Below are 26,079 nucleotides of genomic sequence, written 5' to 3'. Positions count from 1 at the left end.
TGCATATCCCCTCAGGCCACCATGCCACGCTGGATGAACTCGACGAGCAGCAGCAGCACAAACATGGCCGCCACGCCGCCGGCCCCACCCGCAAACCATGCCAGTTTCTTGCGGCGCGCTTCGCGCTCGGGTGCGGTCAGTACCTCGCTGATCGTACCGATCACATGCAGCCCGCTCGCCTTCGCAAGCCTTTCCGCGGTCGCGTAGGTCGTCTGGAGCTGCCCCTTCGCGAACGCCGCGGCAATGCCGGCGCCGACGCCCGCTACAAGCACGAGCGCCAGCAATAGCGGGCGGTTGGGCGATACGGGCACGCGCGGGCTCGTCGGCGGATCGATCAGTTTGAAGACGATCGATTCGGTCTGGCTCTCGACCTCATTGCGAAGGCGAATCTGTTCGCGATCCTCGAGCAGCTTGTCATATTGCTGCTTGAGCACGTCATAGTCGCGGCCGATGCGCCCCTGCTCGGAAACGGCGCCGGGATCCGCGCTCTGCTTGGCCATCAATAGGTTCATGTCGCGCTGGAGCTGGTTCTTGCGCGCGGAGAGTGCGGCGACCGTCGCCTGCTTTTCGGCCTGCATCGCACGCAGCGAAACATAGAGCGGATTCGCGGCCGCTCCCGCCCCCCCGCCGATGCGTCGCTCCCCGCTCGCGGCAGCGCGCGCAGCCGCAAGCTGGCGATTGAGCGCGACGACGTCGGGGTGCGCCTCGGTCCAGCCGCGTGCACGTGCGCCCGCAATCTGCCCCTCGATTTCGGCCAGTCGCAGCGCTGCGGGGCCTGCGCCAGCGGACACGGGCGTGCCGCCCGTTGCGCCCGCCGTGCCCGCCATCTGTCCGTTGATCGCTGACAACGAACTTTGCGACGCCACGAGATCGGAATCGATCTGCGACAGTTCGGCGCGCGCGGCCTGCATCCGCTCGCCGAGCGATCCCACGCCCGGGAGGAGCCCCATATATTGCTGGTCGAACGCCATCCGCTTCTGCTCGGCATCCTGAAGCTGCTGCTCACGCTCGGCGAGCTGCGTGTCGAGGAAGCGCAGCGTCTGTTGCGTCTCCTCACGCCCACCCGCCATGTTTTCGGCGACGAAGATGTCGATCAGCTTTTGCGCGATGTCGCGTGCCAGCTTCGCGTTCTCGGCGTCGGACAGGCCGGAAAAGGATGCGGTGGCGCTGATCTCGAACAGATTATCCTGCTGCGCGGTGACCTTGATCGCCTCCTGAAGCGCGACGACCCGGTCAGCCACGTCGCGCTCGCTCGCGACCGTCTGGCGGAGATCGGTGCCCCGCACGATCTTTTCGAGATTGACCGCCGAGGTCAGCGTCTGGCGAACACGATCGATCTCGCGCTGCCGCTCCACGGGGGTGATGCCGATCTTGTCGGGCAGGATCGATTGCATCTGGACGAAGATGCGCGCGCGCGATTCATAGCTGTTGGGGATCAGCGATACGACGAGCCAGCCGACGAGGCAGATCGCCCAGGCCACCGCGAGCGCAAGCCAGCGGCGCTGCCACAACCCGTGCAGCACGATGCGTATCTCGTCGTAAAGACCATTCATAACCGATTATGAACCTTAGGCAAATGTTCCGTCAGAACGCGCTTTCGGGAATGATGATGACATCGCCGGGTGCGAGGCGGACATTGGCGCTCGAATCCCCCTGCTTGAGCAGCTTGTTGATCTTGAGCGCATATTCCTGCTGCTTGCCGCTCGCGCGGTCGAAGCGCACGAGACGTGCGCGGTTGCCTGCCGCGAATTCAGACAAACCGCCGACAGCGATCATCGCATCCAGCAGCGTCATGTTCGCGCGATAGGGCAACGATGCCGGCTTTTCGGTCGCGCCCACAATGCGGACCTGCTGCGAATAGGTACCCGAAAACTTGTCGACGATCACCGAAACCAGCGGATCCTCGATATATTTGGTGAGCGCGACCTTGATGTCGTCGGCGAGCAGCGCCGGCGTTTTCCCTACCGCGGGGAGGTCGGTGATGAGGGGCGTGGTGATGCGACCGTCGGGGCGGACCTGAACCTTTGCGCCAAGCTCGGGGTTGCGCCAGACGAAGATCGTGAGTTCGTCCAGCGGGCCGATGACATATTCTTCACCAGGCTTTTCCTCGAGCGCGACAAAGGCCGCGGACGGAAGTTCGGGGCTCGCCCCACCGCCCATGCAGCCGCCGAGCGCGGTCGCAGCCAGCGCTGCGCCGAGCAGGGATCTTGAAGCAACTGAACCAAAACGCATTTTTTTCACCCCTTGCGCACCATGCGGCACCGGCTCCCGCACAGGCAGGGCGAACGCGGCTATGGCGCTGGATCAGCGCCCGGTATCGGAGAAAGAGGTGAAAATAGTGTTAGGACTGGCGTCACCCGCCGAGCAGAATCTCCTGCGCGGGGCCGTGGCCGAGAAAGGCCGAAGGGCTGGCGCTCGCGCCATAGGCACCGGCCATGAACACCGCGATGATGTCACCCGGGCCCGCCATGGGCAGGCCCACATGATCGCCGAGCCTGTCCAGCGGCGTGCAAAGGCAGCCAACGACAGTCACTGTCTCGTCCGCATCCGCGCCGAACCGGTTGGCGATCGCGATCGGATAGTTGCGACGCACCACCGTTCCGAAATTGCCGCTGGCGGCAAGCTGGTGGTGCAACCCGCCATCGGTGACCAGGAATGTTTCCCCATGGCTCCGCTTGCGGTCGATGATCCGGGTCAGATACACCCCCGCCTCACCCACAAGCCAGCGCCCGAGTTCGATCGCGAATTCAGTATCGCCGAGCAAATGCGCATGCGATTCAAGTGCTTGCGCCAAAGCGACGCCGATCCGCTCGACATCGAGCGGCGCCTCGCCCGGGAAATAGGGTATCCCGAACCCGCCGCCCAGATTGACCAGCGGCGGCGCCATGCCGATCTCCGTCGCCAGTCTGGCGCATAGCTCGATCGTCGCCGCCTGCGCCTCGATCAAGGCGTCGGGGTCGAGCGCTTGCGAGCCGCCGAAAATGTGGAATCCGCGCCAATCGGCGCCCTCAGAGATCATGTGCAAAACCAGAGCGGGCACATCGGCGACATCGACGCCAAAGGCGGTAGGCCGCCCCCCCATCCGCATGCCCGATCCTCGCAGTTCGAAATCGGGATTTATCCGGATCGCGAGCCGCGGCTTCACCCCCAGCCGACCGGCGATAGCGAGCGCGCGCTCGACCTCATTGGCAGATTCGCAGTTGAGCGTGATGCCATGTCCGATCGCGGCCTCGATCTCGCGATCGCGCTTGCCCGGGCCGGCAAAGGAAATCAGGCCAGGCGCCGCGCCGGCTTCGAGCGCAAGGCGCATCTCGCCTTGCGACGCGACGTCGATGCCGTCGACGCGCGCCGCCATCGCCGTCAGCAACGGAGGAAAGGGATTGGCCTTCATCGCATAATGGATCAGCAGTCCTGCGGGCATTGCGGTCCGCAAGCGATCGATCCGCGCCTCGATGATCGAAAGATCATAGACGAACAGCGGCGTATCGCCTGCTGCTTCGACGATTTCCGAGACGCGCTGCCCTCCGATCACGAGTTCGCCGTCGTCGCCGCGATAGTCCGCGGGGATGCTGCCCATGGGCTTCATGCCAGATGCTCCTGCCGGATGGCGCTTCGGTCGAGCTTGCCGTTGGGATTGCGCGGCAATTCGTCGCGCAGACGGATTTCACGCGGCTGCATGTAATTGGGGAGTTCCGCCCTGAACCATGACGCCAGCTTTTCCTGCGCGGATTCGTGCGAAATGCCGACGGGGCGCGCGACCAGCAGGATCGCCTGCCCCAGCCGCGGATCTGGAACGCCCAGTGCCACGGCTTCGGCGACCGCCCCGCTGGCGATCGCGGCCTCCTCGACCTCGGTCGGGCTGACGCGGTTGCCCGCGGTCTTGATCATCTCGTCATTACGTCCCGAAAAGCGCAGCAAGCCCTCAGCATCGCGTATCACGGTATCGCCCGACCAGACCGCTGTGCCGCCTTCCTGCGAAGCGATGGGCGCGGGTCTGAACCGCTCGGCGGTGCGCGCGGGATCCCGCCAATAGCCCTGCGCCACCAGCGCGCCAGCGTGGACAAGCTCTCCGGGTTCGCCGTCATCGGTCAGACTGCCATCGGGACGGACGACCATCACCTCGGCAAAGGGGATCGCGCGACCGATCGAATCAGGATGATCGTCGGTCAATGCGGGATCGAGATAAGTAGACCGGAATGCCTCGGTCAGCCCGTACATCAGGTAGAGCTGCGCGGCAGGGAACATACCCCGAAGCTTGCGGACCAATGGCACCGGGAGCGCGCCGCCCGTGTTGGTCAGGCGTCGGATCTGCGTCGCCGTTTCCACCGACCATTCGGCCTCGGCGAGTTGCACCCAGAGCGGCGGGACGCCTGCCAGGCTGGTAACGCCGAACCGCTCGACCGCCTTGATCACGTCGCGCGGGGTCAGATAGTCGATAGGCACCGCGCACCCGCCCCCCGCCCATGTCGAGAGCAGCTGGCTCTGGCCATAGTCGAAGCTGAAAGGCAGTGCGCCCAGCACACGATCGGCGGGCACGATGTTCAGATAATGCGCAACGCTGATCGCCCCGAGCCAGAGATTGGCGTGGCTCAGCATCACGCCCTTGGGCCGCCCCGTGGATCCCGACGTGTAGAGAATTTCCACAAGTTCGGCCGCGTTGCGCGATGATGGCGGCATGACGTCATCGCCGATCAGCGCATCCTCGTCGGTGATCAGCGCGCAGTCATCGGGCCGATCGCCCTCACCGAGCGTCTCCGCGCGCGCAGCCTGTGTCAGAAGCAGCCGCGCGCCGCTATCGGCGAGGATATGGGCGACCTGCGCGTGCTTGAGCAGCGGGTTGATCGGCACATAGACCAGACCCGCGCGCGCGGCCGCCAAAGGCAGCACGCACGACGCGCGCGTCTTGGGCAGCCATGCCGCCACGCGATCGCCCGCATCGAGCCCTTGCGCGAGCAATCCCGAAGCCATCCGTCCGACAAGCCCGTCGAGTTCGGCATAGCTGATCGTCCCGAATCGGGCCGCTATTGCGGGCGCTTCGGGCGAACCGCGCAAGACCAGATGGTCGAGCGGCATAGGATTGCAGGAGGGGGCTTGCACTTTGGCTCCTTTGGCGTTCAACCCGGCATGGGGGAATGGGGGATAGCGCCTTGTGGGTTAAGGGGGAATATTTCGACGATTTCGATGCTGTCGAAGCCGCGGCGCGTGGATCGCTCGATCGTACCGCCCAGCCCGCACTGTTCAACCGGCTCGAATGGTTCCGTCGCACCTGGGCGCACTGCCCGCCCGGCGTCCGTCCACTGGTCGCGCGCGCCGTCAGCGAAAAGGCGCAATGCTGGCTGTTTCTCGCGCGCCAGCAGGACGGCTCGCTGACCGCGCTGGCGAGTTGGTACACGCTCGCCTTTCAGCCGGTATTCAGCGGCGTCGCGGATGACGCCTTGAAGCTCCGGCTGCTGACCGCAATAGCGAAGCGCGTGCGCGGCACGCTCAAGGTCAAGCGCCTCGCGCTCGCGCCAGTGCCCGTCGAAGACGGCAGCGCCGCGCTGCTGGCCACCGCTTTTCGACGCGCTGGCTGGAAGGTCGTGCGCAGCTCGGCCACGGTCAACTGGATTGCAGACACCCCGGAAATTTCCTTCGCCCGCTATTGGTCGGCCCGCCCCGGCGAACTGCGAAGTACCGTTGCGCGCAAGCTGGCGAAAGCACAGATCGATTTCGATGTTCACACAACATTTGATGCAGTTACATGGAAATCCTACGAGGTCATCTACAAAGAAAGCTGGAAGCCTGATGAAGGCTCTGCTGACTTCCTGCGCGCCATGGCTGCGCATGAGGCCGCGGCCGGTACATTACGACTAGGCATCGCAAAACTTGATGGGCGCCCGGTCGCGGCGCAGATCTGGACCGTAGAGAACGGCTCCGCGATCATCCACAAGCTCGCCTATGTCGAGGACGCTGCTGAACATTCGCCTGGAACGCTGCTCAGCGCCGCTATGTTCGAGCATGTGCTCGACAAGGATGGCGTGTCGCTGATCGACTATGGAACAGGCAATGATGGCTATAAGGCCAACTGGATGGATCGTGCCCGCCCCCTCGAGCATCTTGAAATGTACAATCCGCGAACAATCGGTGGATGGGTCGGCTGGGCACGCGCGACGCTGGGCAATCTTGTCCGCGGGCGCAGTGTCGACTAGGGAACCCGCGAAACCCGGATTCAGCGAGGAATACGCGTGAAGTCTGCCGAAGCCGTCGAAATCGAGGATACGGTTCGCGCCGTGCTCCGCGACATATTGGGACTCCAGCCCGAGCGCGTCGCTACATTCGATGACAACACGCCGCTGTTTGGGGCATTGCCGGAACTGGATTCGATGGCGGTCGCCGGCTTGCTGACCGAGATAGAAGATCGTCTGGGCATCATCATCGATGATGACGAGGTCGATGGCGAGATGCTCGAGAGCTTCGGCAATCTGGTCGGATTCGCGACAGCCAAGGCGCTCGGGTGAACCGAGGCGGGCTGGGCTGGCTCGCCTACCCATGGGGCGACGGGCGCGAGCGCATCGTCACGATCGGAGATAGCGGTGCAACGCCGCTGCTTTTGCTCGCGCCGCTGTTCGAGGAAGCCAACCGGACGCGGCATTTCCTGATCGAAACGATGCGCGGGCTCGCCGCGCGCGGGTTTCGCTGCTTCCTGCCCGACCTGCCCGGCACGCTGGAAAGCATCACGCCGATCGACGGTGTCGCCTGGACCGACTGGCATGCCGCGATCGCGCGTTCCGCCGATGCGATCGGGAGCCCCTTCCATATCGCAAGCCTGCGCGGCGGTGCGCTTCTGGACGGTGGCGTCATGGCGCAGAGTCGCTGGCGCCTCGCCCCGGTCACGGGAGAGGCTCTGCTGCGCGAACTGATCCGGACGCGCATGGCGGCGGACCGCGAAGACGGGCTGCCGGAACTGGCCGCAAGCATCGAGGCGAAGGCGCTTTCGGACGGGCTGGAGGTCGCGGGCTATCGCCTCGGCGCCCCGCTTCTGGCAGGCCTGAAAGCGACCAACGTGGCTAGCGGAGGCGCCATCCGCACAATCAGGCTCGAGTCCGACCCGCATGAGGCCGATATCAAGGTCTCGGGAACGCCGCTCTGGCGCAACAGCGAGCCATCGCATTATCCTGCTCTTTCACAATATCTTGTGAGCGATATTGCAGATTGGATTTCAGAATGCGTCAATGGCTGAGCTTTGACTGCCATGGCGCATGTCTGGCCGCTGCGCTCGATGCCGCCGATGGCGAGACGGGACTGTTGATCGTTTCGGGCGGCAATGAAATCCAGTCGGGGGCGCATGCGGGCATGGCGCAGCTCGCCGCACGCATCGCCGCGCGGGGCTTCCCGACCTTCCGCTTCGACCGACGTGGCACCGGCGACAGCGACGGGAGCAATTCGGGATATGCCGGTAGCGCCGATGACATTGCGGCCGCCATAGCCGCGTTTCGGCGATCGGCGCCCGGGATACGCCGGCTGGTGCTGTTAGGGAACTGCGATGCGGCGACCGCGATCGCGCTGTTTCATCGCACGTGGAATGTCGATGCGCTGATCCTCGCAAATCCCTGGCTGATCGAGCAGCAGCATGACCTGCCGCCACCCGCGGCCATCCGCGCGCGCTATGGCGAGAGGCTGCGCGATCCCCGCCAATGGTTGCGGCTGTTCAGCGGTCGCGTGAATATCGCCAAGCTCGCGCGTGGCGTCGCCGCCATCTCGAACGGCACAGTTACAGATGGTCTGGCCGCGCGAGTGCATCAGGCGCTCGCCACGAGCTCCCTCCCCGCACACATCATTCTCGCGCGCCGGGATGCCACCGCGCTCGCCTTCGCCGAGCATTGGCGCTCGCCCGCCTTCGCGGATCTGCGCAATAGCGGACGTATCAGCCTTTTCGAGATCGAGACCGCATCACACAGCTTCGCGCGCCCGGCCGATGCCGAGGCGCTCGAAACACAGGTGCTGACGGTGCTCGCCGCGGTATCAGGCGGGCTCTAGCTCAAAATCCGCTTCCGCGAGAAAGCGCTCGGCATCGAGTGCGGCCATGCAACCCGTTCCCGCTGCAGTCACGGCCTGGCGATAGATCTTGTCCATGACGTCACCGCACGCGAAGACTCCGGGCACGCTGGTCCGCGTCGTGCCGGTATCGACCTTGATATAGCCGTCGCTATCGAGCTCCACATGCCCTCGAAACACTTCGGTTGCGGGTGAATGGCCGATTGCAACGAAGCCGCCATCCGCCTCGATATGCGAAATCTCGCCCGTGACGGTGTCCTTGAGGTCGAGACCTACCAGACCGACCGGATCACCGCCGCCGACGAAGCGCTCGACCGACTTGTTCCACAGCACATTGATGTTGGGATGCGCGAACAGGCGATCTTGCAGGATCTTCTCCGCACGCAGCGAATCGCGGCGATGGATCAGTGTGACGTCATGGCTGTGGTTGGTCAGGTAGATCGCTTCCTCCACCGCAGTGTTGCCGCCGCCGATCACGACGACCTTCTTGCCGCGATAGAAGAAACCGTCGCAGGTCGCGCAGGCGGACACGCCCTTGCCCTGCAGCAGCACCTCGCTCTCAAGCCCGAGCCACTTGGCGGACGCGCCCGTCGAGATCACCAGCGTGTCGCCGGTATAGACGGTGCCGCCGTCGCCGATCAGGCGGAAGGGGCGCTGGGTCAGGTCGACCTCGACGATCTGGTCGTACATCATCTGCGCGCCGACATGCTCGGCCTGCGCGCGCATTTCCTCCATCAGCCAGGGACCCTGGATGACATCGCGAAAGCCCGGATAATTCTCGACATCGGTCGTGATGGTCAGCTGGCCGCCGGGCTGGAGCCCCTGCACCACGATGGGCGCCAGACCCGCGCGTGCGCCATAGATGGCGGCGGTCAGGCCGGCGGGGCCGGATCCGAGAATGAGCATGCGGCTGGAGTGCGTGGCGGTCATATGTGCAATTGCCCTGTCGTCTGAACTGTGTTGCAGCCAGATAGGGACTGCCGACCGGTTTGCGCAACCGCCAACGCCAAGAGATCGCGTTTGCGCTCAGAAACGAATGCTTGCCCCGATCCGGAAATCGCGACCGGAAAGCGGCGCATAGTCCTTCAGGAACGAGCTGTGACGCCGTGCCGTCGCATCGAAGATGTTGTTGGCGGCAAGACGCAGCGTGAGCAGCCCGTCGGGGCCCATCGGGCGCCATTCGATTCGCGCATTGGCAAGCGTATAGCCCGGTGTTTCGGTTTCGAAGGCGGCGACCTTGTCCTGCTTCATCGCATGCTCGACCTCGACACGGCCGACAATCGGGTCCGATTGATATTCGAGCCCGCCCAGCAACCGCAGCGGCGGAATGAAGGGCGCCGAGCCCAGTCCGTCGATCTTGACGCGGACATAGTCGAAGACGCCATCAGCGACGATCCTGCCCTCACCGATCTCGGCCAGCGTCGCAGTGGCTTCGGCCTCGAATCCATATTGCTTCGCACCATTCGCGAAATAGGCGAAGACGGGCAGATCGTCCGCGATCACGCCCGTAGGCGCCTGATAAATGAAGTTGGAGAAGTCATTGTAATAGGCGGACGCTTCGACCGAGAAGCCGGGCAACCGGCCGCGCAGCGTCAGTTCGGCGCCATTGCTCTTTTCCTTGCCGAAATCGGGATCGCCGAGCTCGAAGGCCTGTGTGGCCAGATGCGGGCCGTTGGCGAACAGCTCCTCGGCGGTCGGTGCTCGCTCGCTATGCGTCAGGTTGATGCCCAGCTTCCAGTTGTCGACGATTTCATATTGTCCGCCAATCGATGCCGAGAAGGTATCAAAGCTGCGGCGCGCATCGGGTGTTCCGAGTTGATCGCTCGCGGTCGCCTTGACGCTGGTATGTTCGAAACGCCCGCCAGCTTCTGCGCGGAAGCGGCCGAAATCAAAATTCTGGACCGTGAACAGGCCACCCTGTTCGGTGCTCGTCGGCGGCAGGAAGGCCTCCTCGCCAATCGCCTCGAAATCGCGCGTGAGATATTGCGCGCCTGAGACACCGCTCCACGCTCCCTGCTTGCGCTGGGAAAATTCGAGCCGCCCCTCCATGCCCTTGTTATAGAAGCGGGTTGCGATCTCGCCGGTGTCCTCGATCTCGAAATGGCGATAATCGCCATAGCCGCCGCGGAAGCGGACCGCGTCGAGGAAGCCGCTCGCCGGCGTGATCTCGGCGCGGACGTCGGCGCGATACTGACGGACGTCCAGCGTCGGCGCCTCGGCCTCGATCGCCGGATCGAGCGAGAAACGGATCGGCACGCCGTAGCGATTGTCGCTGCGCGACACCGAAAAGCCGATATTGCCGCCATCGGCGACATAGGCGACGCCCAGCGCGCCCTCGCTCGATTCCGACGCGGTGTTGGGTATCTCACCACGAAGACCCGCGATCTCCCGGATTTCGGGATCCGGCGACGCCGCCGCCTGCTCGCGAAGCGGCCGGCTCAGGAGATAGCCCCCTGCCCTGAGGTCATCGGTCCTGGCGTAGCTGCCATCCGCATGGAGCACGAAGCCCCCGCCGACCGGCACGTCGATTGCACCCGCGACACGGCGTTCCTCGGCTGCGGTCGCATAATCCGCATCGAGCTGCGCGTGCACCGCCTCATCGGGGACATTGCGGGGGATGCGGTTGTCCACCACGCTCACCACGCCACCAATCGCGGAAGACCCATAAAGGAGCGCGCTGGGGCCCCGGAGCACTTCGATGCGCTCGGCAGTCAGCGGGTTGATGGTGACCGCGTGGTCCACGCTCGACCCCGAAGCGTCGAAGCTGCCGATACCGTCGATCAGGACGCGAATGCGATCGGCCTGCATACCGCGAAGGATCGGCCGTGAAGCGGAGGGGCCAAATGAGGTCGCGCTGACACCAGGGAGCGCCGCCAGCGTCTCGCCGATCGAGGTCCGCCGCGCCGCATCGAGATCGGTTCCGCTCAGAACCGAGACGCCGGCAAGCAGGTCGCCGCGCTCGCGCTGGAGTCCGGTGACGATGATGTCGGACGCTTCCTCTTCATGCATGACAGGGACCGAACGCGATTCGGCAGAATTGTCCTGGTCCTGATCCTGCGCGACAGCGGGCACGGCGACAGATGCGAGAAGAAGGGCGATGAGGCGGGGCGATTGCATGGCTACTCCTGTACTTGCCCCGCGCTGATTAAGGTTACTTTATATCATGTCAACCGATATTGCGCCGGCGCTGGCATGATTTTCGACGGACGACTCTCGCTGCGTGACTAACGCTCGCAACAATTCCGGTCGGGCGTCGCCATCGCTCAACCACCATGCGCGGGAGCAGTCCAGCATCATTCATAGGGGAAGGGAAGCGTGGTGGGCGCGGTAGGGATTGAACCTACGACCCCACCCGTGTGAAGGGTGTGCTCTACCACTGAGCTACGCGCCCACGCTTGTCTCGGCCTGCGACGATGCGCTGTCTGACCGGAGCGGGGTCCATAACGGGAGAATCACGCCCCCGCAATATCTGGCCCCCAAAAAGAAAAAGGCGGCGTCCGTTGCGCCGCCCACTGCCTCGACTGGCTTTGCCCGATCGAGGCGTTTCTTTTCCGATCTCCCGACCGGACGGAGCTTCCCCCGGCGAGCAATCCCGCCAGGGGATAGCAGGTTAGTTGACGGCGTCTTTCAGGCCCTTGCCGGCCTTGAACTTCGGCTGCGTCGACGCCTTGATGGTCATCGCTTCGCCGGTGCGCGGGTTGCGGCCCGTCGAAGCCTTGCGCTTGGAAACCGAGAATGTACCGAAACCGACCAGGCGCACTTCGTCGCCCTTCTTCAGCGCGCCGGTGATTGCGTCGAACACGCCCTCAACCGCCTTGCTGGCGTCGCTTTTGCTCAGGCCCGATGCATCGGCGACCGCGCCGATGAGCTCTTGCTTGTTCATGCCCTGGGAACCCCCTTGATCTTGTTGTGGATGATTCAACTTCGGCTTGTTTGGCCGGCGCGTAGTTAAGGCGGAGCTTTATGGGCCTGTCAAAGCAAAACCGTCACATTTTGCCAAAAAACCCCTTGGAAACCGTGTTTTTTCGGCAAAACGCGATCAGTGACGCACCGTATCCCCCTCGGACAGCCCCGAAGCGCCTGATTGCGGGGGTTGCGCAGCCATTTCATCGGCTTCCGACCAATCGATCGGTTGCAGCGACTCGGTGAGCGCAAGCGACAGAACCTCGTCAACATGCTTGACCGGCACGATCTTGAGGCCGTCCTTGATGTTCTGGGGAATCTCGACGAGATCCTTCTCGTTCTCGGCCGGTATCAGCACGGTTTCGATGCCACCGCGGAGCGCCGCCAGAAGCTTTTCCTTCAGCCCCCCGATCGGGAGGACGCGCCCGCGCAGGGTCACTTCGCCCGTCATCGCGACCTCGCGGCGCACCGGGATGCCCGTCAGGGTCGAGACGATCGTCGTGACCATCCCAATGCCCGCCGAAGGGCCGTCCTTGGGCACCGCGCCCTCGGGAAGGTGGATGTGGATATCCTTGCGCCCGAACAGGCTGGGCTTGATGCCATAGGCCGGCGCACGCGCCCGGACGAAGGAGAACGCGGCCTGGACGGACTCGGTCATGACCTCGCCAAGCTTGCCGGTCGTCTTGACCAGCCCCTTGCCCGGCACCGTCACCGCCTCGATCGTCAGCAGTTCCCCGCCAACCTCGGTCCAGGCAAGCCCCGTGACCGCACCGATCTGGTTCTCTTCCTCGCTGAGCCCATGGCGATATTTCTGGACGCCCGCATATTCCGAGAGATTCTCGGGCGTGATGATCGCCTGCTTGATCTTGCCTTCGAGGATTCTGCGGAGCGCCTTGCGCGCGAGCTTGGCGATTTCGCGTTCGAGCGTACGGACCCCGGCTTCGCGGGTATACTGCTGGATCAGCGCGCGCAGCCCTTCGTCGGTCAGCTCGAATTCACCGGGCTTGAGCCCGTGCGCCTCGATCTGCTTGGTGAGCAGGTGGCGCTTGGCGATCTCGACCTTCTCGTCCTCGGTGTATCCCTCGAGCCGGATGATCTCCATGCGGTCGAGCAAGGGCTGCGGGAGGTTGAGCGAGTTCGCCGTGGTCACGAACATCACATCCGAAAGGTCGACATCGATCTCGAGATAGTGATCCTGGAATTTGGAATTCTGTTCGGGATCGAGCACCTCGAGCAGCGCCGACGCCGGATCGCCGCGGAAATCCTGCCCGAGCTTGTCGATCTCGTCGAGAAGGAACAGCGGGTTGGAGGTTCCGGCCTTTTTCAGGTTCGAGACGATCTTGCCGGGCAATGAGCCGATATAGGTACGGCGGTGACCGCGAATCTCGGCCTCGTCGCGCACGCCGCCCAGCGACTGGCGCACGAACTCGCGCCCGCATGCCTTTGCGATGCTGCGGCCGAGCGAAGTCTTGCCGACGCCCGGAGGCCCGACAAGACAGAGGATCGGGCCCTTCAGCTTGTTGGTGCGCGCCTGAACCGCGAGATATTCGACGATCCGGTCCTTGACCTTCTCAAGCGCGTAGTGATCCTCGTCGAGGACCGCCTGCGCTTGCGCGATGTCCTTCTTGAGCTTCGATTTCTTGCCCCAGGGTAGCCCCAGAAGCACATCGAGATAGTTGCGCACGACCGTCGCCTCAGCCGACATCGGCGCCATCGTCTTGAGCTTCTTGAGCTCCGCGGTCGCCTTCGTGCGCGCTTCCTTGGACAGCTTGAGCGTCGCGATCTTCTGCGTCAGCTCGGCGATCTCGTCGCCCTCGCCTTCCTCGCCCTCATTGCCCAGTTCGCGCTGGATCGCTTTCAACTGCTCGTTGAGATAATATTCGCGCTGCGTCTTCTCCATCTGCCGCTTCACGCGGCTGCGGATCTTCTTCTCGACCTGGAGCACGCCCAGTTCGCCTTCCATGAAGGCAAAGGCCATTTCGAGACGTCGCGACGGGTCGAGCTCGACGAGCAAGGCCTGCTTGTCAGCAACCTTGATCGAGATGTTGGAGGCGACCGAGTCCGCAAGTCGTGACGCATCCTCGATCTCGCCCAGCTGGACCGCGGTTTCCGCGGGCAGCTTCTTGTTGAGCTTGGCGTAGTTCTCGAACTGTTCGACCACCGAGCGCATCAACGCCTGCACTTCGTTGCCTTCGGCGGCGCGTTCCTCGATCGGGCTGATCGTGGCGGTCACATGATCGTCGACCACGCTCAACGACTCGAGCGAAGCCCGTTGCTGTCCTTCGACCAGCACGCGCACCGTCCCATCGGGCAGCTTGAGCAACTGCAGCACTGTTGCGATGACGCCCAGATCGTAAAGATCCTCACGGCCCGGATCGTCCTCGGCCGGATCCAGCTGAGCAACAAGGAAAATTTCCTTGTTCGCTTCCATCGCCCGTTCCAGCGCCACGACCGATTTGTCACGCCCGACGAAGAGCGGCACGATCATGTGCGGAAAGACGACAATGTCGCGAAGCGGCAATACGGGGTAGCTATTGGACATGAAGACTCCGGAAACGCGTGATGCGTATATGGGCGCGCGTGCCTTGCCGATCAATGAAGCAACGCAATACCATAACTTTTAGCGCATCAAACCGGACTACGCTGCGTCCCGGGCAATAATCTGCACGCGTGGTGGCGATATCACCACGCGTGCTGTCGCGGGCCGGCAAAGACGTCGGCAGGGTGCGTCATATCGGCTCAGGCGGCGTCACCCGCCTTGGCCTTTTCCTTCTTGGAGAAGACGCGGACGGGGTCCTTGCGTCCTTCAACGACATCCTTGTCGATCATCACCTCGTCGACGCCATCCATCGACGGCAGATCGAACATGGTATCGAGCAGGATGCCTTCGAGGATCGAACGAAGGCCGCGTGCACCGGTCTTGCGATCAATCGCCTTCCTGGCGACGGAGGTGAGTGCGTCGTCGGTGAAGCCAAGCTTCACCTCCTCCATCTCGAACAGCTTCTGGTACTGCTTGACCAGCGCGTTCTTGGGCTCCGACAGGATCTTGACCAGCGCGTCGGTGTCGAGATCCTCGAGCGTCGCGATGACAGGCAGACGGCCGACGAATTCGGGGATCAGGCCGAACTTCAGCAGATCCTCGGGCTCGCCCTGGCGCAGAATCTCGCCGGTACGGCGTTCCTCCGGCGCAGCGACATAGGCGCCGAAGCCGATCGATTTGCCCTGAAGACGGTCCGCGATGATCTTTTCCAGGCCGGAAAATGCACCGCCGCAGATAAAGAGGATGTTGGTCGTATCGACCTGCAGGAACTCTTGCTGCGGGTGCTTGCGGCCACCCTGCGGCGGGACCGATGCGGTCGTGCCTTCCATCAGCTTGAGCAGCGCCTGCTGCACGCCCTCGCCCGACACGTCGCGCGTGATCGAGGGATTCTCGGCCTTGCGGCTGATCTTGTCGATTTCGTCGATATAGACGATGCCACGCTGCGCGCGCTCGACATTGTAATCCGATGCCTGGAGCAGCTTCAGGATGATGTTCTCGACATCCTCGCCGACATAGCCCGCTTCGGTCAGCGTCGTCGCATCGGCCATAGTGAATGGCACGTCGAGGATGCGGGCGAGTGTCTGCGCGAGCAGCGTCTTGCCGCAGCCCGTGGGCCCTACGAGCAGGATGTTCGACTTTGCGAGTTCGACATCGGTGCCCTTGGCGCCATGGTTGAGCCGCTTGTAGTGGTTGTGCACTGCCACCGAGAGCACGCGCTTGGCCTGCTTCTGACCGATGACATAGTCGTCGAGCACGTCACAGATTTCCTGCGGCGTTGGAACGCCACCATCCTTCTTGCTGACGAGCGCGGTCTTGGTCTCCTCGCGGATGATGTCGTTGCACAGGTCAACGCATTCATCGCAGATGAAGACGGTGGGGCCGGCGATCAGCTTGCGCACTTCGTGCTGCGACTTGCCGCAGAACGAGCAATACAGGGTGCTCTTCGAGTCGCCGCCGCTCAACTTGGTCATCTAAACATCCTTGGGTCCCATACAGGGGCCATTTGCAACGCGGTCATCCTAGACCGCGTTGCTTCTATCTCACAATGACGAATTTCCGGTAATCGTCTCACGCCGCCGCCGCGGGCTCCTCGGCAGGCATCGGCCGCTTGTCGAACACCTCATCGACGATGCCGAATGCCTTGGCCTCGTCCGAAGACATGAACTTGTCGCGTTCCATCGCGTTCTCGATGGTTTCGAGCGGCTGGCCGGTGTACTTCGCGTAGAGCTCGTTCATCCGGTGCCGGATGCGAAGAATTTCCTTCGCCTGGATCTCGATGTCGGTCGCCTGGCCCTGTGCGCCGCCCGAAGGCTGGTGGATCATGATTCGCGAATTGGTGAGCGCCATGCGCATGCCGGGCTCACCGGCCGCGAGCAGGAAGCTGCCCATCGACGCGGCCTGGCCGATGCATACGGTGCCGACGCGCGGACGGATGTACTGCATCGTGTCATGGATCGCCATGCCAGCCGTCACCACGCCGCCCGGCGAGTTGATGTACATGTAGATGTCCTTCTTCGGATTCTCCGACTCAAGGAACAGGAGCTGTGCGGTGATGAGCGAGGCCATGTGGTCCTCGACCTGCCCGGTCACGAAGATGATCCGCTCGCGTAGCAGCCGCGAATAAATGTCGAAGCTGCGCTCGCCGCGGTTCGATTGCTCGATGACGATGGGGACGAGAGCGTCTTGAAGAGGATGCATGGGAGATCCGTTTTTCCTGAAGTGAGCCTTTTGCCCACCCTATATCGGTTGAAAGCCGACCGGCTTCAAGCCGGCTTGCCGCCCGGAGCCGGTTGGGACAGATAGGCGAGCCGGCGAAACTCACGGCGACCGCGCACCACGGTGTCCAGAATCAGTCCGCTGAACAGGCTCAAAAACGCCAGAATCATGAGGCCCGTCACGAGCACGGCCGTGGGCAGTCGCGGCACCAGTCCGGTGTGGAGATAGTCGATCGCAAGCGGTATCGCGAGGATGATCGACAGCGACGCCAGCAGCGCCGCGACGATGCCGAAAAACAGCGCAGGACGCTCGTTGCGAAACAGCGTGACGATCATGTTGAGGATGCGGAAGCCGTCGCGATAGGTCGACAGCTTCGACACCGACCCTTCCGGTCGGGCGCCATATTGGGTGATTTCCTCGGCCACGGGCATCTTGAGTTCGAGCGCATGCACGCTGATCTCGGTTTCGATCTCAAACCCGCCCGAAAGCACGGGAAAGCTCTTCACGAAACGTCGCGAGAAAACCCTGTAACCAGAGAGAATATCGCTGAAACTGCGTCCGAACAGTCGTGCGAGCAGGCCCGTCAGCATGGCGTTGCCGAAGCGGTGGCCACGACGATAGGCCTCCTCCACCTCGGATTTGCGCGCACCCACGACCATGTCGAGCTGTTCGCCCCACAGCCGCGCGACGAGCGCGGGCGCTGCGGCGGCGTCGTATGTCGCGTCGCCATCGGCCATGACATAGATGTCGGCGTCGATGTCCGCGAACATCCGGCGCACCACATGGCCCTTGCCCTGCATGCGCTCGGTGCGGACGATCGCGCCCGCCTGCTGTGCAACCTCTACGGTGCGGTCGCGACTGTTGTTGTCGTAGACATAGATGGCGGCGCCAGGCAGCGCGGCCCGGAAGCCCGCGATCGTCTGCGCGATCGCGGCTTCCTCGTTGTAGCAGGGGAGAAGAACGGCGACCCTGAGCCCGGCGGGCAGTGCGCCCGCCTTCACGCTATCCGGTTGTGCCATTTCCCCCCCGTCCCTGGCGTCTTACTTCTTTGCAGCCGGTTTTTTGACCGCAGGCTTCTTCTCGGCTGCGGGTGCAGCGTCGTCCGCCTTCGCCGCAGCTTTCTTGGCAGCCGGCTTTTCAGCCTTGGCGTCAGCCTTCTCGGCCTTCGCCTTGGCGGGCTTTTCGGCCTTTTCCTCTGCATCGGCCTTCTTGGGCGCAGGCTTCTTGGCCTTGGGCTTTTCACCATGATCATGGTCATGGTCGTGGCCGCAGCCCGGACCATGGACATGGCCGTCATCCTCGGCCTCGATCTCGGCTTCGAGCTGCTCGCGGCTCACCGTGCGATCGGTGATTTCGGCCTTGGAGAACAGGAAGTCGACGACCTTGTCCTCATAGAGCGGCGCGCGAAGCTGTGCGGCAGCCATCGGCTCCTGCTGGATGTACTGGACGAAGCGTTCGCGATCCTCGGGACGATATTGCTGCGCGGCCTGCGCGATCAGCCGGTTCATCTCCTGCATGCTGACCTCGACGCCATTGGCCTGGCCGATCTCGGAGAGAAGCAGGCCGAGACGCACGCGACGCACCGCGATGTTGCGGTAGTCCTCGCGGTCGGCTTCCATTTCCTTGAGCGCCGCCTCGGGGTCTTCCTCGTGGCTCGCCTCGTGCTGGAGCTGCGCCCAGATCTGGTTGAACTCGGCTTCGACCATCGAGGGGGGAACCTCGAAATCGTGATTGGCGGCGAGCTGGTCGAGCAGCTTGCGCTTCATGTGCGTGCGCGTCAGGCCGTTGAGCTCCTGCTCGAGCTGGCCCTTCAGCAGACCGCGAAGCTGCTCGAGGCTTTCGAGACCGAGCGACTTGGCGAAGTCCTCGTCGGCCTTGGCTTCCTTGGGAACGCGGACCTCGTTGATCACCAGGTCGAACGTCGCGGGCTTACCCTTGAGCGTCTCGACGTTGTAATCCTCGGGGAAGGTCACGTTGATGGTCTTCTCGTCATTAGCCTTCACGCCAACGAGCTGATCCTCGAAGCCGGGGATGAGGCGGCCCGAGCCGATCTCGACCGACATGCCCTCGCCCGTGCCGCCCTCGAAGGCGACGCCGTCGACCTTGCCGACGAAATCCATGACGACCAGGTCGCCTTCCTTCGCCTTGTGGCTCTTGGCCGCTTCCTCGAACTGCTTGTTCTGCGACGCCATGCTGGCGAGCGCCTCGTCAACCTTGGCTTCCTCGACCTCGACGGTCAGGCGCTCAAGCTTGATGCCTTCGATCGAAGGCGCGGGCACGTCGGGCAGCACTTCAAGCGCGACCTTTACCTCGGCATCCTTGCCGGGCTCATAACCTTCGTTCAGCTCGACCGAGGGCTGCATCGCGGGGCGCAGCTTGTTGTCGGCGAGCAGCTTCTGCACACCTTCCTGGATCGACCCGTTCAGCGCGTCCTGATGGAGCGCCTCGCCGTGCATCTTGCGGACGAGGTTCGCGGGCACCTTGCCGGGGCGGAAGCCAGGCATGCGCACCTGCGGCGCGACGGTCTTGATCTCTTTCTCCACACGCGCGTCGATGTCCTTCGCGGTGATGGTGAGCGTGTAGGCCCGCTTCAGGCCTTCATTCAACGTCTCGACAGTCTGCATTTCTCTCAAACGCCTTCATTATCAGGAATCTGGTTGGCCTTGCCTCCGCTCGCCTGAAGCGAAACTGGTGCGGGCGAAGGGACTCGAACCCCCACATCTTGCGATACTGGAACCTAAATCCAGCGCGTCTACCAGTTCCGCCACGCCCGCTTGAGGACCGCCGGTCGGCGGCGTCTATAGCAGGAGCACCGGCAAGGGCAAGCTTGTCACGCGCAGCTCCATGCTTTCCCGGATCAGATGCATTGCGAAGGGGGTGCCCCACCCCCTTCGGCGGCATATCCCCGATCGCGTCAGGCGATCGGCCGTCCCCCTCAGCGCTCGCCGCTTTCCGCTGCGACCGGAGCTGCCTTTTCAGCGCTGGCGGGCTGCTCCTTCTCGGGAACGGGCGCCGCGACGATGCCCTCGTCTGCGCCGGCGGGACGCAACGAATCAACAAGCGCCTTCATATCCCCCGAAACCGGGGCAGGAAGCCCCGCCGCGCGATTGACCAGCAGGCCGCCCGGATACATCACGCGCGTCGGGCCGGTATTGGGAAAGCGCACGTCCGCGACCAGCTCTGCGCGCACGATCTTCGCCTGCGCCAGATCCGCGGGAATCGGATCGCCTTCCCCCGCCGGTCGCACCGCGATAATATCGGTTACGGCAAAGGGACGATCGAGCAGATCGCTCGCAACCCTGTGGGAGCGAAGTTCCTCGTAGCCCGTGCCACCATCCTCGCGCGCGACAATCACCGTGCCGATATCGGTCACTTCGCCTGCCTTCACTGAAAAGCGGTAGCTGCCGAGGCAGAAACACGTCGATTCCGTGCCGTGGATGACATAGTCGCCCGGGGTTACCGAGGCGAGGAACGCGCTTTCGCCCGTCGTGGTGACGAAAGGCCGATCCCCGAAGAAGACCGAAACATCTTCACCCTTGGCAACGCGGCTTGGGTCCGACTTGCGCGTCGTGCGCAGCCGGTTGCTCGCAGGATCGAAGCGCCAGATATAGATATTGGGCGCTTTTTCCTTCTTACCGATCTTGGGGCCGACGCGGACAAGGACATAGCCGAGCGCAGGATCGAGCTGGACTTTGCCGGGCTTCAGCCGCTTGGCTGCTTCTGCCGGGGCAGAGGCAAATGACAGCACGATCAGCGCGCCCGCGCCGAACGAAAGCAGTGCGCGTTTCATGGATCGAGCCTTTCGGTGACGGGAACGGGGCCAGTTGCATAAACCGCGAGACGGTCAAGCGCGTCCGATGCGCGCATCATCTCGTTCCATTGCGGCTCGGGCACTTGAAAGCGGGCATATCCGTACAGTCCCATGCACTTGCGCATCCCGGCATCGCGCATGCGGCGGGATTCCACACCCTCTGTAATCCCGTTGATGATCCCGCTAACCAGGGCGCCGATCAATCCGCCGCTATAGCTGTCCGGGCGCTGCATCGCACGGACCGAGCTTACCTGAGCGAGGCAATAGCTGATGTCGGTCCTGGCGACATCGACGGGCGTATCGCTCTTGTTGAACCAGAAGAACTTGCTGGGATCGTCTTCATTCTCGGTGGCCGCCGGCGGCGCTGACGCCGGCTGTTCAGCATGCGCATACGGCGCGGCCGCGAGCAGCGCCACAATGGCGCACGCCCTTACATACCCTCTCATTTGTATTTCCCCCCGGAAATTGAACCGGCAATGATCTGGAGGGAGAAGTCGATTCAGGCAAGCGCCTTCTTGAGCAGGTCATTGACAACCTTGGGATTGGCCTTGCCGCCCATCGCCTTCATCGTCTGGCCGACGAAGAAGCCGAACAGCGCTTCCTTGCCGCTCTTGTACTGCTCGACCTTGTCGGCATTGGCCGCGAGCACGCCCGCGATCACTTCCTCGATCGCGCCGGTGTCGCTGGTCTGCTTCAGGCCCTTTTCCTCGACGATGACGCCGGGGTCCTGGCGCGTCTCGAGCATGATCTCGAAGACCTGCTTGGCGAGCGTGCCCGAAAGCGTGCCATCGGCGACCAGCTTGAGCAGCTCCGCGCCCTGCTTCGGTGAAACCGGGCTGTGCTCGATATCGAGCCCGAGGCGGTTCAGTGCGCCGAACAGGTCCGAAATCAGCCAGTTGGATGCGGCCTTGGCCATGCCCTGATCGCCGCATTCGGCGAGCAAAGCCTCGAACCAGCGCGCGGTTTCGGCCTCGGCGGTCAGCACCGCGGCAGCATAGGCGGTCAGGCCGAGCTCGCCCTCGTAGCGCTTGCGCTTGGCATCAGGCAGCTCGGGCAGAGACGCGCGGCATTCCTCGAGAAACGCATCGTCGAGTTCGAGCGGCAGCAGGTCGGGATCGGGGAAATAGCGATAGTCGTGCGCGTCCTCCTTGGAGCGCATCGACCGCGTCTCGTTGCGATCGGGATCGTAGAGCCGCGTTTCCTGCACGACCGTGCCGCCCGATTCGAGCACATCGACCTGTCGGTTCGCCTCGTGCTCGATCACCGCCATCACGAAGCGGACCGAATTGACGTTCTTGGTCTCGGTCCGCGTGCCGAATTCGTCGCCGGGCTTGCGGACGCTGACATTGACGTCGGCGCGCATCGAGCCTTCTTCCATATTGCCGTCGCACGAGCCGACATAGCGGAGGATCGATCTCAGCTTCTTGACGTAAGCCCCTGCTTCCGCAGGAGAACGCATATCTGGGCGCGAGACGATTTCCATCAGCGCGACGCCCGAACGGTTGAGGTCGACATAGGAGCGCGTCGGATGCTGGTCGTGCATCAGCTTGCCCGCATCCTGCTCGACATGGATGCGCTCGATGCCGATACGCTTCACCGCGCTGTCGGGATCCTTCTCGTCGAGCGTCACCTCGATCGCGCCCTCGCCCACCAGCGGATGATAGAGCTGCGAGATCTGGTAACCCTGCGGCAGATCCGCGTAGAAATAGTTCTTGCGGTCGAAGCGCGACCATTTGTTGATCTGCGCGTCGATCGCCATGCCCGTGCGCACCGCCTGACGGATGCACTCCTTATTGGGCACGGGCAGCATGCCCGGCATCGCCGCATCGATCAGCGACACCTGGCTGTTGGGCTCCGCGCCGAACGCTGTCGCCGCGCCCGAGAAGAGCTTGGCGTTGGAGGTGACCTGCGCATGGACCTCGAGGCCGATCACGACCTCCCACTCGCCCGTTGCGCCCTGAATTCTGTACGTGCTCTCAGTCATTTCTCGATTCCGTTCGCTGAACCAAGCGATCCAATAATTCTATGTGGTCGGGTAAGGTCCTCTCCACACGCTTTGCACTCGGCTTGAGGGCGGGATGTCATTGAGGCCAGATTGGTGTGACATTTTGGGCATGCATTGAAATAGCTCAGCAATCCTAGCCCCCCAAAGAACGCCGCAGCCCAGAAGTTGATCGAATTGCTGCTGCCTCCTGACAACAGCGCAATCACCCAACCACACCAAAACAGCAGGCCGAACCAAAGGATGGGTTGAAGCAACCTTGCTCGGCCTAGGGGGCTTTTCACCACCATTGCTCCGGCCGCGCCGTGAAGCCTGCACGCTCCTCAATCGCGAGCCCCGCGTTGAGCACGCCCTGCTCATCGAGCGCCTTGCCGATGATCTGGAGGCCCAGCGGCAGACCCTGCGCGTCGAGCCCGCCGGGCACCGACATCGCGGGCAGGCCGGCAAGCGAGCTCGGCACGGTGAAGACGTCGTTGAGGTACATCGCCAGCGGATCGGCCGATTTCTCGCCGAGCGCGAACGCCGCCGACGGCGCGGTCGGCGCGAGCAGCAGGTCGCAGCTCTTCCAAGCCTCGTCGAAGTCGCGTGCGATCAGCGTGCGGACCTTCTGCGCCTGATTATAATAGGCGTCGTAAAAGCCCGCCGAGAGCACATAGGTGCCGATCATGATGCGCCGCTTGACCTCGGGACCGAAGCCCGCTGCGCGCGTTGCGGCGTACATGTCCTGCAGCCCCGCGCCGTCGGGCAGGTCGCGCAGGCCATAGCGCACGCCGTCATAGCGCGCGAGGTTGGACGAGGCTTCGGCGGGCGCGATGATGTAATAGGCGGGCAGCGCATATTTGGTGTGCGGCAGCGAAACCTCGACGATCTCGGCGCCCGCATCCTTCAGCCATGCGATACCCTGCTCCCACAGCGTGTCGATCTCGTGCGGCATGCCGTCGACGCGATATTCCTTTGGAATACCGATCTTCTTGCCCTTCAGATCGCTCGACAGCCCGGCTTCCCATGAGGGCACGGCGAGTTCGAGCGAGGTCGAATCCTTCGGGTCGAAGCCCGCCATCGCCTCGAGCATGATCGCGCAGTCGCGCACGTCGCGCGCCATCGGGCCCGCCTGATCGAGCGAGCTGGCAAAGGCGATCGTGCCCCAGCGCGAGCAGCGGCCATAGGTGGGCTTGATGCCCGAAATGCCCGTGAAGGCCGCGGGCTGGCGGATCGAACCGCCGGTGTCGGTGCCCGTCGCGGCAGGGCAGAGCCGCGCCGAGATCGCCGAGGAGCTGCCGCCCGAGGAACCGCCCGGTGCGAGCGGCGCATTGCCGCCGTCCTTGCGCCGCCAGGGCGAGATTACGTTGCCGAAGGCACTGGTCTCGTTGGACGAGCCCATCGCGAACTGGTCGAGATTGAGCTTGCCGAGCATGCCCGCGCCCGCGTTCCACAGATTGGCGGAGACGGTCGACTCATAGGTCGGGGTGAAGCCCTCGAGGATGCCGCTCGCCGCGGTCGTCGGTACGCCATCGGTGCAGAACAGGTCCTTCATGCCGATGGGCACGCCCGAAAGTGGCTTGAGATCGCCCGAAGCGCGCGCAGCATCGGCCGCATCGGCTGCCTTCAGCGCATGATCGGGGGTTTCGACGAGGAATGCGTTGAGCGCCTTCGCCTTCGCGACGCGATCGTTGAACGCGGTCGCGACTTCGCGCGCGGAAAAGCTGCCGTCGCGCACACCGTCGCGGATGGCGGCAACGCCAAGGTCAGTCAGTTCGGTCACTATTCGATCACCTTGGGAACAGCAAAGAAGCCGTGTTCGGCCTGGGGCGCATTGGCGAGGATCTTGTCGCGGCAATTGCCGTCGGTCACGACATCCTCGCGCAGGCGCAGATGATTGGGGATCACCGCGGTCATCGGCTCGACGGCGCTGGTGTCGACCTCACCCAGTTGCTCGATCCAGCCGAGGATGTTGTTGAGTTCGGGCACCATCGCCTCGGCCTCGTCATCGCGCATGGCGATGCGCGCGAGGCTCGCGATCTTCTTCACGGTTGCGGTATCGACGGACATGAAAGCCTTCAATCAGGTCGGATAGACGCCAGCGCGGCTAGCACCCGCCGCGCCGCGCTTCAAGCAGAGAGGTTATTCGAACGCGTCGCCCAAGGGGGCACCGTTGACGAAGACCTGCCGCCGCTTCACCTCACGCACCTCGATATCGCCCGAAATCGCCACGCCGGGCCGGGCCTCAACGGGCTTCTGCACCACAGGGCGATCCGCCCTATCGGTGCTCCATGCGCCTTTCGCATCAAGGCGGGTCACCTGCACGTTCAGCGGACAGTCGCGACAATATCGGCCAACCAGCACCGCACTCTGCTCGCCCGGCACAAAGTGGAGCACATAGCTCGCATCATCGCCCCAGCCCAGATTGAACGACTCCAGAAGCCCTCGGGGAAGTGCAACCTGCTCGGGGACGATGCGGATCGTCCGCCGGACGCGTTCGGCCCGCACCGCATTTGTCTGACGTTCCGCAAGATCCCATCGTGTATCGGCTGCAAGCGCAGCCTTTGCAGCCTTCGCGATTGCCGGCGACGACGATCGTGCCAGCCGATCTACAGCGGCCTTGCCCGCTTCACCGAAATCGTAGCGCAGCGCGGCCCAGTCGAATTTCTCGGGCGTCACCCTGCCCTTTTCCAGCCGCGCGACCTGGTCGCGCGTCGAGATGGCGTTGAAACTCAAAATCGGCAGCGCGAGGAACAGTCCGATCGCGCAGAGTCCGAAGGCGAGCTTGAGATTGGCGGGGCGCAGATGATCGGCCCAGTTCAGCCGCCCGCGCAACAGCGCAACGAGATAGGCCAGACCATAGGCGCAGGCGATCACGACGAAAACCAGCGCCCAGAGCCGATCGGGGGTAAAGCCGTACTGGCCGATACGAAGCCCCGTCGAGATCGCCGCGATTACGCCAAGCGGCAGCATCGCGAGCCCGAGCGCCATTGCGCCATAGCGCAGTGGCAAGGAGCGGGACTCCTCCTCGTCGCTGTTGCCGATCACTGCATTGGCGAGGATCAGCGCGCCGATCACGCAGGACAGCAGGATCGGCGTCGTCGCCTTGGTCGCATCCCACAGCGCCGTTAGGCCCGTGAAGGGCAGGCTCAGCAGGAACAGCAGCAATCCCGCGCCGAGCACGGGCGCCAGCACGCTCAGCACCGCGACGATGACGCGCTGGAGTACGCGCACGATCCGATCCTGCTCGCGCAATATGCCGATCGCCGCGCCGAAGGATGCGCCCATCAGCACGCGGACAAACCAGTTTTCGTCGAGCAGGTCCTTGATCAGCGTGATCTTGATGAGCGCGAACAGTTCGGACAGCAGCAGCGTGAGCAGGAACACGATCCCGACGAACGCCCAGCCGGCGCACCAGATCACGACATTGGTCAGCGCGTGGCTATGGACTTCGGCATAAGGGAAGCGCCGTGCACCCTGATCGCGTGCGGTCTGGAACAACGGTGCGGCGATCGCGACCGACAGGAAGATACAGACGACGCGCCAGCCATCGCCCCCGCTCCACTGATCGGGCGCGCCGTTCCAGTAGAGGAT

At 63.6% G+C, this 26,079-nt stretch carries 22 protein-coding genes and 2 tRNA genes; 4 read left to right on the top strand and 20 right to left on the bottom strand.

Annotation, left to right across the window (positions count from 1 at the left end):
* Positions 1-11 precede the first annotated feature (11 nt).
* From MKI88_RS07885 to MKI88_RS07870, 4 genes are all read right to left on the bottom strand, one after another.
* Positions 12-1,553 carry an XrtA system polysaccharide chain length determinant gene (locus tag MKI88_RS07885; RefSeq protein ID WP_241630539.1) on the bottom strand — a complete coding sequence of 514 codons (1,542 nt, stop codon included), beginning with the start codon at positions 1,551-1,553 and terminating at the stop codon, positions 12-14.
* Positions 1,554-1,584: 31 nt separating this feature from the next.
* Positions 1,585-2,232: an XrtA/PEP-CTERM system exopolysaccharide export protein gene (locus tag MKI88_RS07880; RefSeq protein ID WP_241630537.1), complete on the bottom strand. Its 648-nt coding sequence runs from the start codon at positions 2,230-2,232 to the stop codon at positions 1,585-1,587.
* A gap of 121 nt (positions 2,233-2,353) precedes the next feature.
* Positions 2,354-3,586, bottom strand: a complete 1,233-nt coding sequence (locus MKI88_RS07875) for a pyridoxal-dependent decarboxylase, exosortase A system-associated (protein ID WP_241630535.1) — start codon at positions 3,584-3,586, stop codon at positions 2,354-2,356.
* Positions 3,583-5,073 carry an acyl-CoA ligase (AMP-forming), exosortase A system-associated gene (locus MKI88_RS07870; protein ID WP_241630670.1) on the bottom strand — a complete coding sequence of 497 codons (1,491 nt, stop codon included), beginning with the start codon at positions 5,071-5,073 and terminating at the stop codon, positions 3,583-3,585. Before MKI88_RS07870 ends, MKI88_RS07875 begins: the two co-directional genes overlap by 4 nt.
* 74 nt (positions 5,074-5,147) lie before the next feature.
* Between MKI88_RS07870 and MKI88_RS07865 the strand changes: the two genes are divergently transcribed.
* The 4 genes from MKI88_RS07865 to MKI88_RS07850 are packed head-to-tail and all read left to right on the top strand — an operon-like array spanning position 5,148 to position 8,016.
* Positions 5,148-6,188, top strand: coding sequence for a GNAT family N-acetyltransferase (locus tag MKI88_RS07865; protein WP_241630533.1), 1,041 nt, complete (start codon positions 5,148-5,150; stop codon positions 6,186-6,188).
* A gap of 36 nt (positions 6,189-6,224) precedes the next feature.
* Entirely contained in the window at positions 6,225-6,497 is a 273-nt protein-coding gene (locus MKI88_RS07860) for an acyl carrier protein (protein WP_241630531.1), read from the top strand.
* Positions 6,494-7,219, top strand: coding sequence for a hypothetical protein (locus MKI88_RS07855; protein ID WP_241630530.1), 726 nt, complete (start codon positions 6,494-6,496; stop codon positions 7,217-7,219). The genes MKI88_RS07860 and MKI88_RS07855 overlap by 4 nt, the downstream gene beginning before the upstream one ends.
* The gene (locus MKI88_RS07850) at positions 7,204-8,016 is read left to right on the top strand and encodes a hydrolase 1, exosortase A system-associated (RefSeq protein ID WP_241630528.1); all 813 of its coding nucleotides are present in this window, start codon (positions 7,204-7,206) and stop codon (positions 8,014-8,016) included. Before MKI88_RS07855 ends, MKI88_RS07850 begins: the two co-directional genes overlap by 16 nt.
* Here the strand turns inward: MKI88_RS07850 and trxB are convergent.
* The 16 genes from trxB to MKI88_RS07770 all read right to left on the bottom strand — a co-directional run.
* Complete coding sequence (gene trxB / locus MKI88_RS07845; protein ID WP_241630527.1) at positions 8,002-8,964, bottom strand: thioredoxin-disulfide reductase; 963 nt, start codon at positions 8,962-8,964, stop codon at positions 8,002-8,004. The genes MKI88_RS07850 and trxB overlap by 15 nt on opposite strands.
* A 96-nt stretch (positions 8,965-9,060) precedes the next feature.
* Positions 9,061-11,151 carry a TonB-dependent receptor gene (locus tag MKI88_RS07840; RefSeq protein WP_241630525.1) on the bottom strand — a complete coding sequence of 697 codons (2,091 nt, stop codon included), beginning with the start codon at positions 11,149-11,151 and terminating at the stop codon, positions 9,061-9,063.
* A 199-nt stretch (positions 11,152-11,350) separates the two neighbouring features.
* Positions 11,351-11,425: transfer RNA gene (locus MKI88_RS07835), tRNA-Val, on the bottom strand.
* A 219-nt stretch (positions 11,426-11,644) separates the two neighbouring features.
* Positions 11,645-11,917, bottom strand: a complete 273-nt coding sequence (locus MKI88_RS07830; RefSeq protein ID WP_119763562.1) for an HU family DNA-binding protein — start codon at positions 11,915-11,917, stop codon at positions 11,645-11,647.
* Between the two features lie 156 nt (positions 11,918-12,073).
* On the bottom strand, positions 12,074-14,479 hold the full coding sequence (gene lon / locus MKI88_RS07825) for an endopeptidase La (protein ID WP_241630523.1): 2,406 nt from the start codon (positions 14,477-14,479) through the stop codon (positions 12,074-12,076).
* Between the two features lie 197 nt (positions 14,480-14,676).
* Positions 14,677-15,948 (bottom strand): ATP-dependent Clp protease ATP-binding subunit ClpX, encoded by a 1,272-nt coding sequence (clpX, locus tag MKI88_RS07820; protein WP_241630520.1) that lies wholly within the window; start codon positions 15,946-15,948, stop codon positions 14,677-14,679.
* Between the two features lie 97 nt (positions 15,949-16,045).
* Complete coding sequence (clpP, locus tag MKI88_RS07815) at positions 16,046-16,675, bottom strand: ATP-dependent Clp endopeptidase proteolytic subunit ClpP (protein WP_241630518.1); 630 nt, start codon at positions 16,673-16,675, stop codon at positions 16,046-16,048.
* A gap of 65 nt (positions 16,676-16,740) precedes the next feature.
* Positions 16,741-17,712: a glycosyltransferase family 2 protein gene (locus tag MKI88_RS07810; protein ID WP_241630516.1), complete on the bottom strand. Its 972-nt coding sequence runs from the start codon at positions 17,710-17,712 to the stop codon at positions 16,741-16,743.
* A gap of 21 nt (positions 17,713-17,733) precedes the next feature.
* A complete protein-coding gene (gene tig, locus MKI88_RS07805) occupies positions 17,734-19,317 on the bottom strand; it encodes a trigger factor (RefSeq protein ID WP_241630513.1) in 1,584 nt (527 codons plus the stop codon).
* A gap of 65 nt (positions 19,318-19,382) precedes the next feature.
* A tRNA-Leu gene (locus tag MKI88_RS07800) sits at positions 19,383-19,467 on the bottom strand.
* Positions 19,468-19,628: 161 nt separating this feature from the next.
* Positions 19,629-20,483: a hypothetical protein gene (locus tag MKI88_RS07795; protein WP_241630511.1), complete on the bottom strand. Its 855-nt coding sequence runs from the start codon at positions 20,481-20,483 to the stop codon at positions 19,629-19,631.
* The gene (locus MKI88_RS07790) at positions 20,480-20,950 is read right to left on the bottom strand and encodes a hypothetical protein (protein WP_241630510.1); all 471 of its coding nucleotides are present in this window, start codon (positions 20,948-20,950) and stop codon (positions 20,480-20,482) included. The genes MKI88_RS07795 and MKI88_RS07790 overlap by 4 nt, the downstream gene beginning before the upstream one ends.
* Before the next feature lie 53 nt (positions 20,951-21,003).
* Positions 21,004-22,488 carry an Asp-tRNA(Asn)/Glu-tRNA(Gln) amidotransferase subunit GatB gene (gene gatB / locus MKI88_RS07785; protein ID WP_241630508.1) on the bottom strand — a complete coding sequence of 495 codons (1,485 nt, stop codon included), beginning with the start codon at positions 22,486-22,488 and terminating at the stop codon, positions 21,004-21,006.
* Positions 22,489-22,786: 298 nt separating this feature from the next.
* On the bottom strand, positions 22,787-24,268 hold the full coding sequence (gatA, locus tag MKI88_RS07780) for an Asp-tRNA(Asn)/Glu-tRNA(Gln) amidotransferase subunit GatA (RefSeq protein ID WP_241630506.1): 1,482 nt from the start codon (positions 24,266-24,268) through the stop codon (positions 22,787-22,789).
* Positions 24,268-24,555: an Asp-tRNA(Asn)/Glu-tRNA(Gln) amidotransferase subunit GatC gene (gene gatC, locus MKI88_RS07775; RefSeq protein ID WP_241630504.1), complete on the bottom strand. Its 288-nt coding sequence runs from the start codon at positions 24,553-24,555 to the stop codon at positions 24,268-24,270. The genes gatA and gatC overlap by 1 nt, the downstream gene beginning before the upstream one ends.
* A gap of 72 nt (positions 24,556-24,627) precedes the next feature.
* Positions 24,628-26,079: DUF4153 domain-containing protein (locus MKI88_RS07770; protein WP_241630502.1), on the bottom strand; the 1,452-nt coding region annotated here is incomplete at its 5' end.

Origin of the sequence: Sphingomonas sp. LaA6.9 (assembly GCF_022601895.1) — a bacterium.
GTDB lineage: Bacteria > Pseudomonadota > Alphaproteobacteria > Sphingomonadales > Sphingomonadaceae > Sphingobium_A.
Note: the sequence above shows the minus strand (reverse complement) of the source record. Positions and strands in the feature narration are given on the sequence as shown.

Excerpts from the sequence above, each read along its gene's own strand:
- trxB (WP_241630527.1), bottom strand. The coding sequence starts at position 8,964 with ATGACCGCCACGCACTCCAGCCGCATGCTCATTCTCGGATCCGGCCCC.
- MKI88_RS07840 (WP_241630525.1), bottom strand. The coding sequence starts at position 11,151 with ATGCAATCGCCCCGCCTCATCGCCCTTCTTCTCGCATCTGTCGCCGTG.
- MKI88_RS07790 (WP_241630510.1), bottom strand. The coding sequence starts at position 20,950 with ATGAGAGGGTATGTAAGGGCGTGCGCCATTGTGGCGCTGCTCGCGGCC.
- MKI88_RS07795 (WP_241630511.1), bottom strand. The coding sequence starts at position 20,483 with ATGAAACGCGCACTGCTTTCGTTCGGCGCGGGCGCGCTGATCGTGCTG.
- gatB (WP_241630508.1), bottom strand. The coding sequence starts at position 22,488 with ATGACTGAGAGCACGTACAGAATTCAGGGCGCAACGGGCGAGTGGGAG.
- tig (WP_241630513.1), bottom strand. The coding sequence starts at position 19,317 with ATGCAGACTGTCGAGACGTTGAATGAAGGCCTGAAGCGGGCCTACACG.
- MKI88_RS07885 (WP_241630539.1), bottom strand. The coding sequence starts at position 1,553 with ATGAATGGTCTTTACGACGAGATACGCATCGTGCTGCACGGGTTGTGG.
- clpX (WP_241630520.1), bottom strand. The coding sequence starts at position 15,948 with ATGACCAAGTTGAGCGGCGGCGACTCGAAGAGCACCCTGTATTGCTCG.
- gatC (WP_241630504.1), bottom strand. The coding sequence starts at position 24,555 with ATGTCCGTCGATACCGCAACCGTGAAGAAGATCGCGAGCCTCGCGCGC.
- MKI88_RS07810 (WP_241630516.1), bottom strand. The coding sequence starts at position 17,712 with ATGGCACAACCGGATAGCGTGAAGGCGGGCGCACTGCCCGCCGGGCTC.
- MKI88_RS07850 (WP_241630528.1), top strand. The coding sequence starts at position 7,204 with ATGCGTCAATGGCTGAGCTTTGACTGCCATGGCGCATGTCTGGCCGCT.
- MKI88_RS07830 (WP_119763562.1), bottom strand. The coding sequence starts at position 11,917 with ATGAACAAGCAAGAGCTCATCGGCGCGGTCGCCGATGCATCGGGCCTG.
- MKI88_RS07880 (WP_241630537.1), bottom strand. The coding sequence starts at position 2,232 with ATGCGTTTTGGTTCAGTTGCTTCAAGATCCCTGCTCGGCGCAGCGCTG.
- MKI88_RS07875 (WP_241630535.1), bottom strand. The coding sequence starts at position 3,586 with ATGAAGCCCATGGGCAGCATCCCCGCGGACTATCGCGGCGACGACGGC.
- clpP (WP_241630518.1), bottom strand. The coding sequence starts at position 16,675 with ATGCATCCTCTTCAAGACGCTCTCGTCCCCATCGTCATCGAGCAATCG.
- MKI88_RS07870 (WP_241630670.1), bottom strand. The coding sequence starts at position 5,073 with ATGCCGCTCGACCATCTGGTCTTGCGCGGTTCGCCCGAAGCGCCCGCA.
- lon (WP_241630523.1), bottom strand. The coding sequence starts at position 14,479 with ATGTCCAATAGCTACCCCGTATTGCCGCTTCGCGACATTGTCGTCTTT.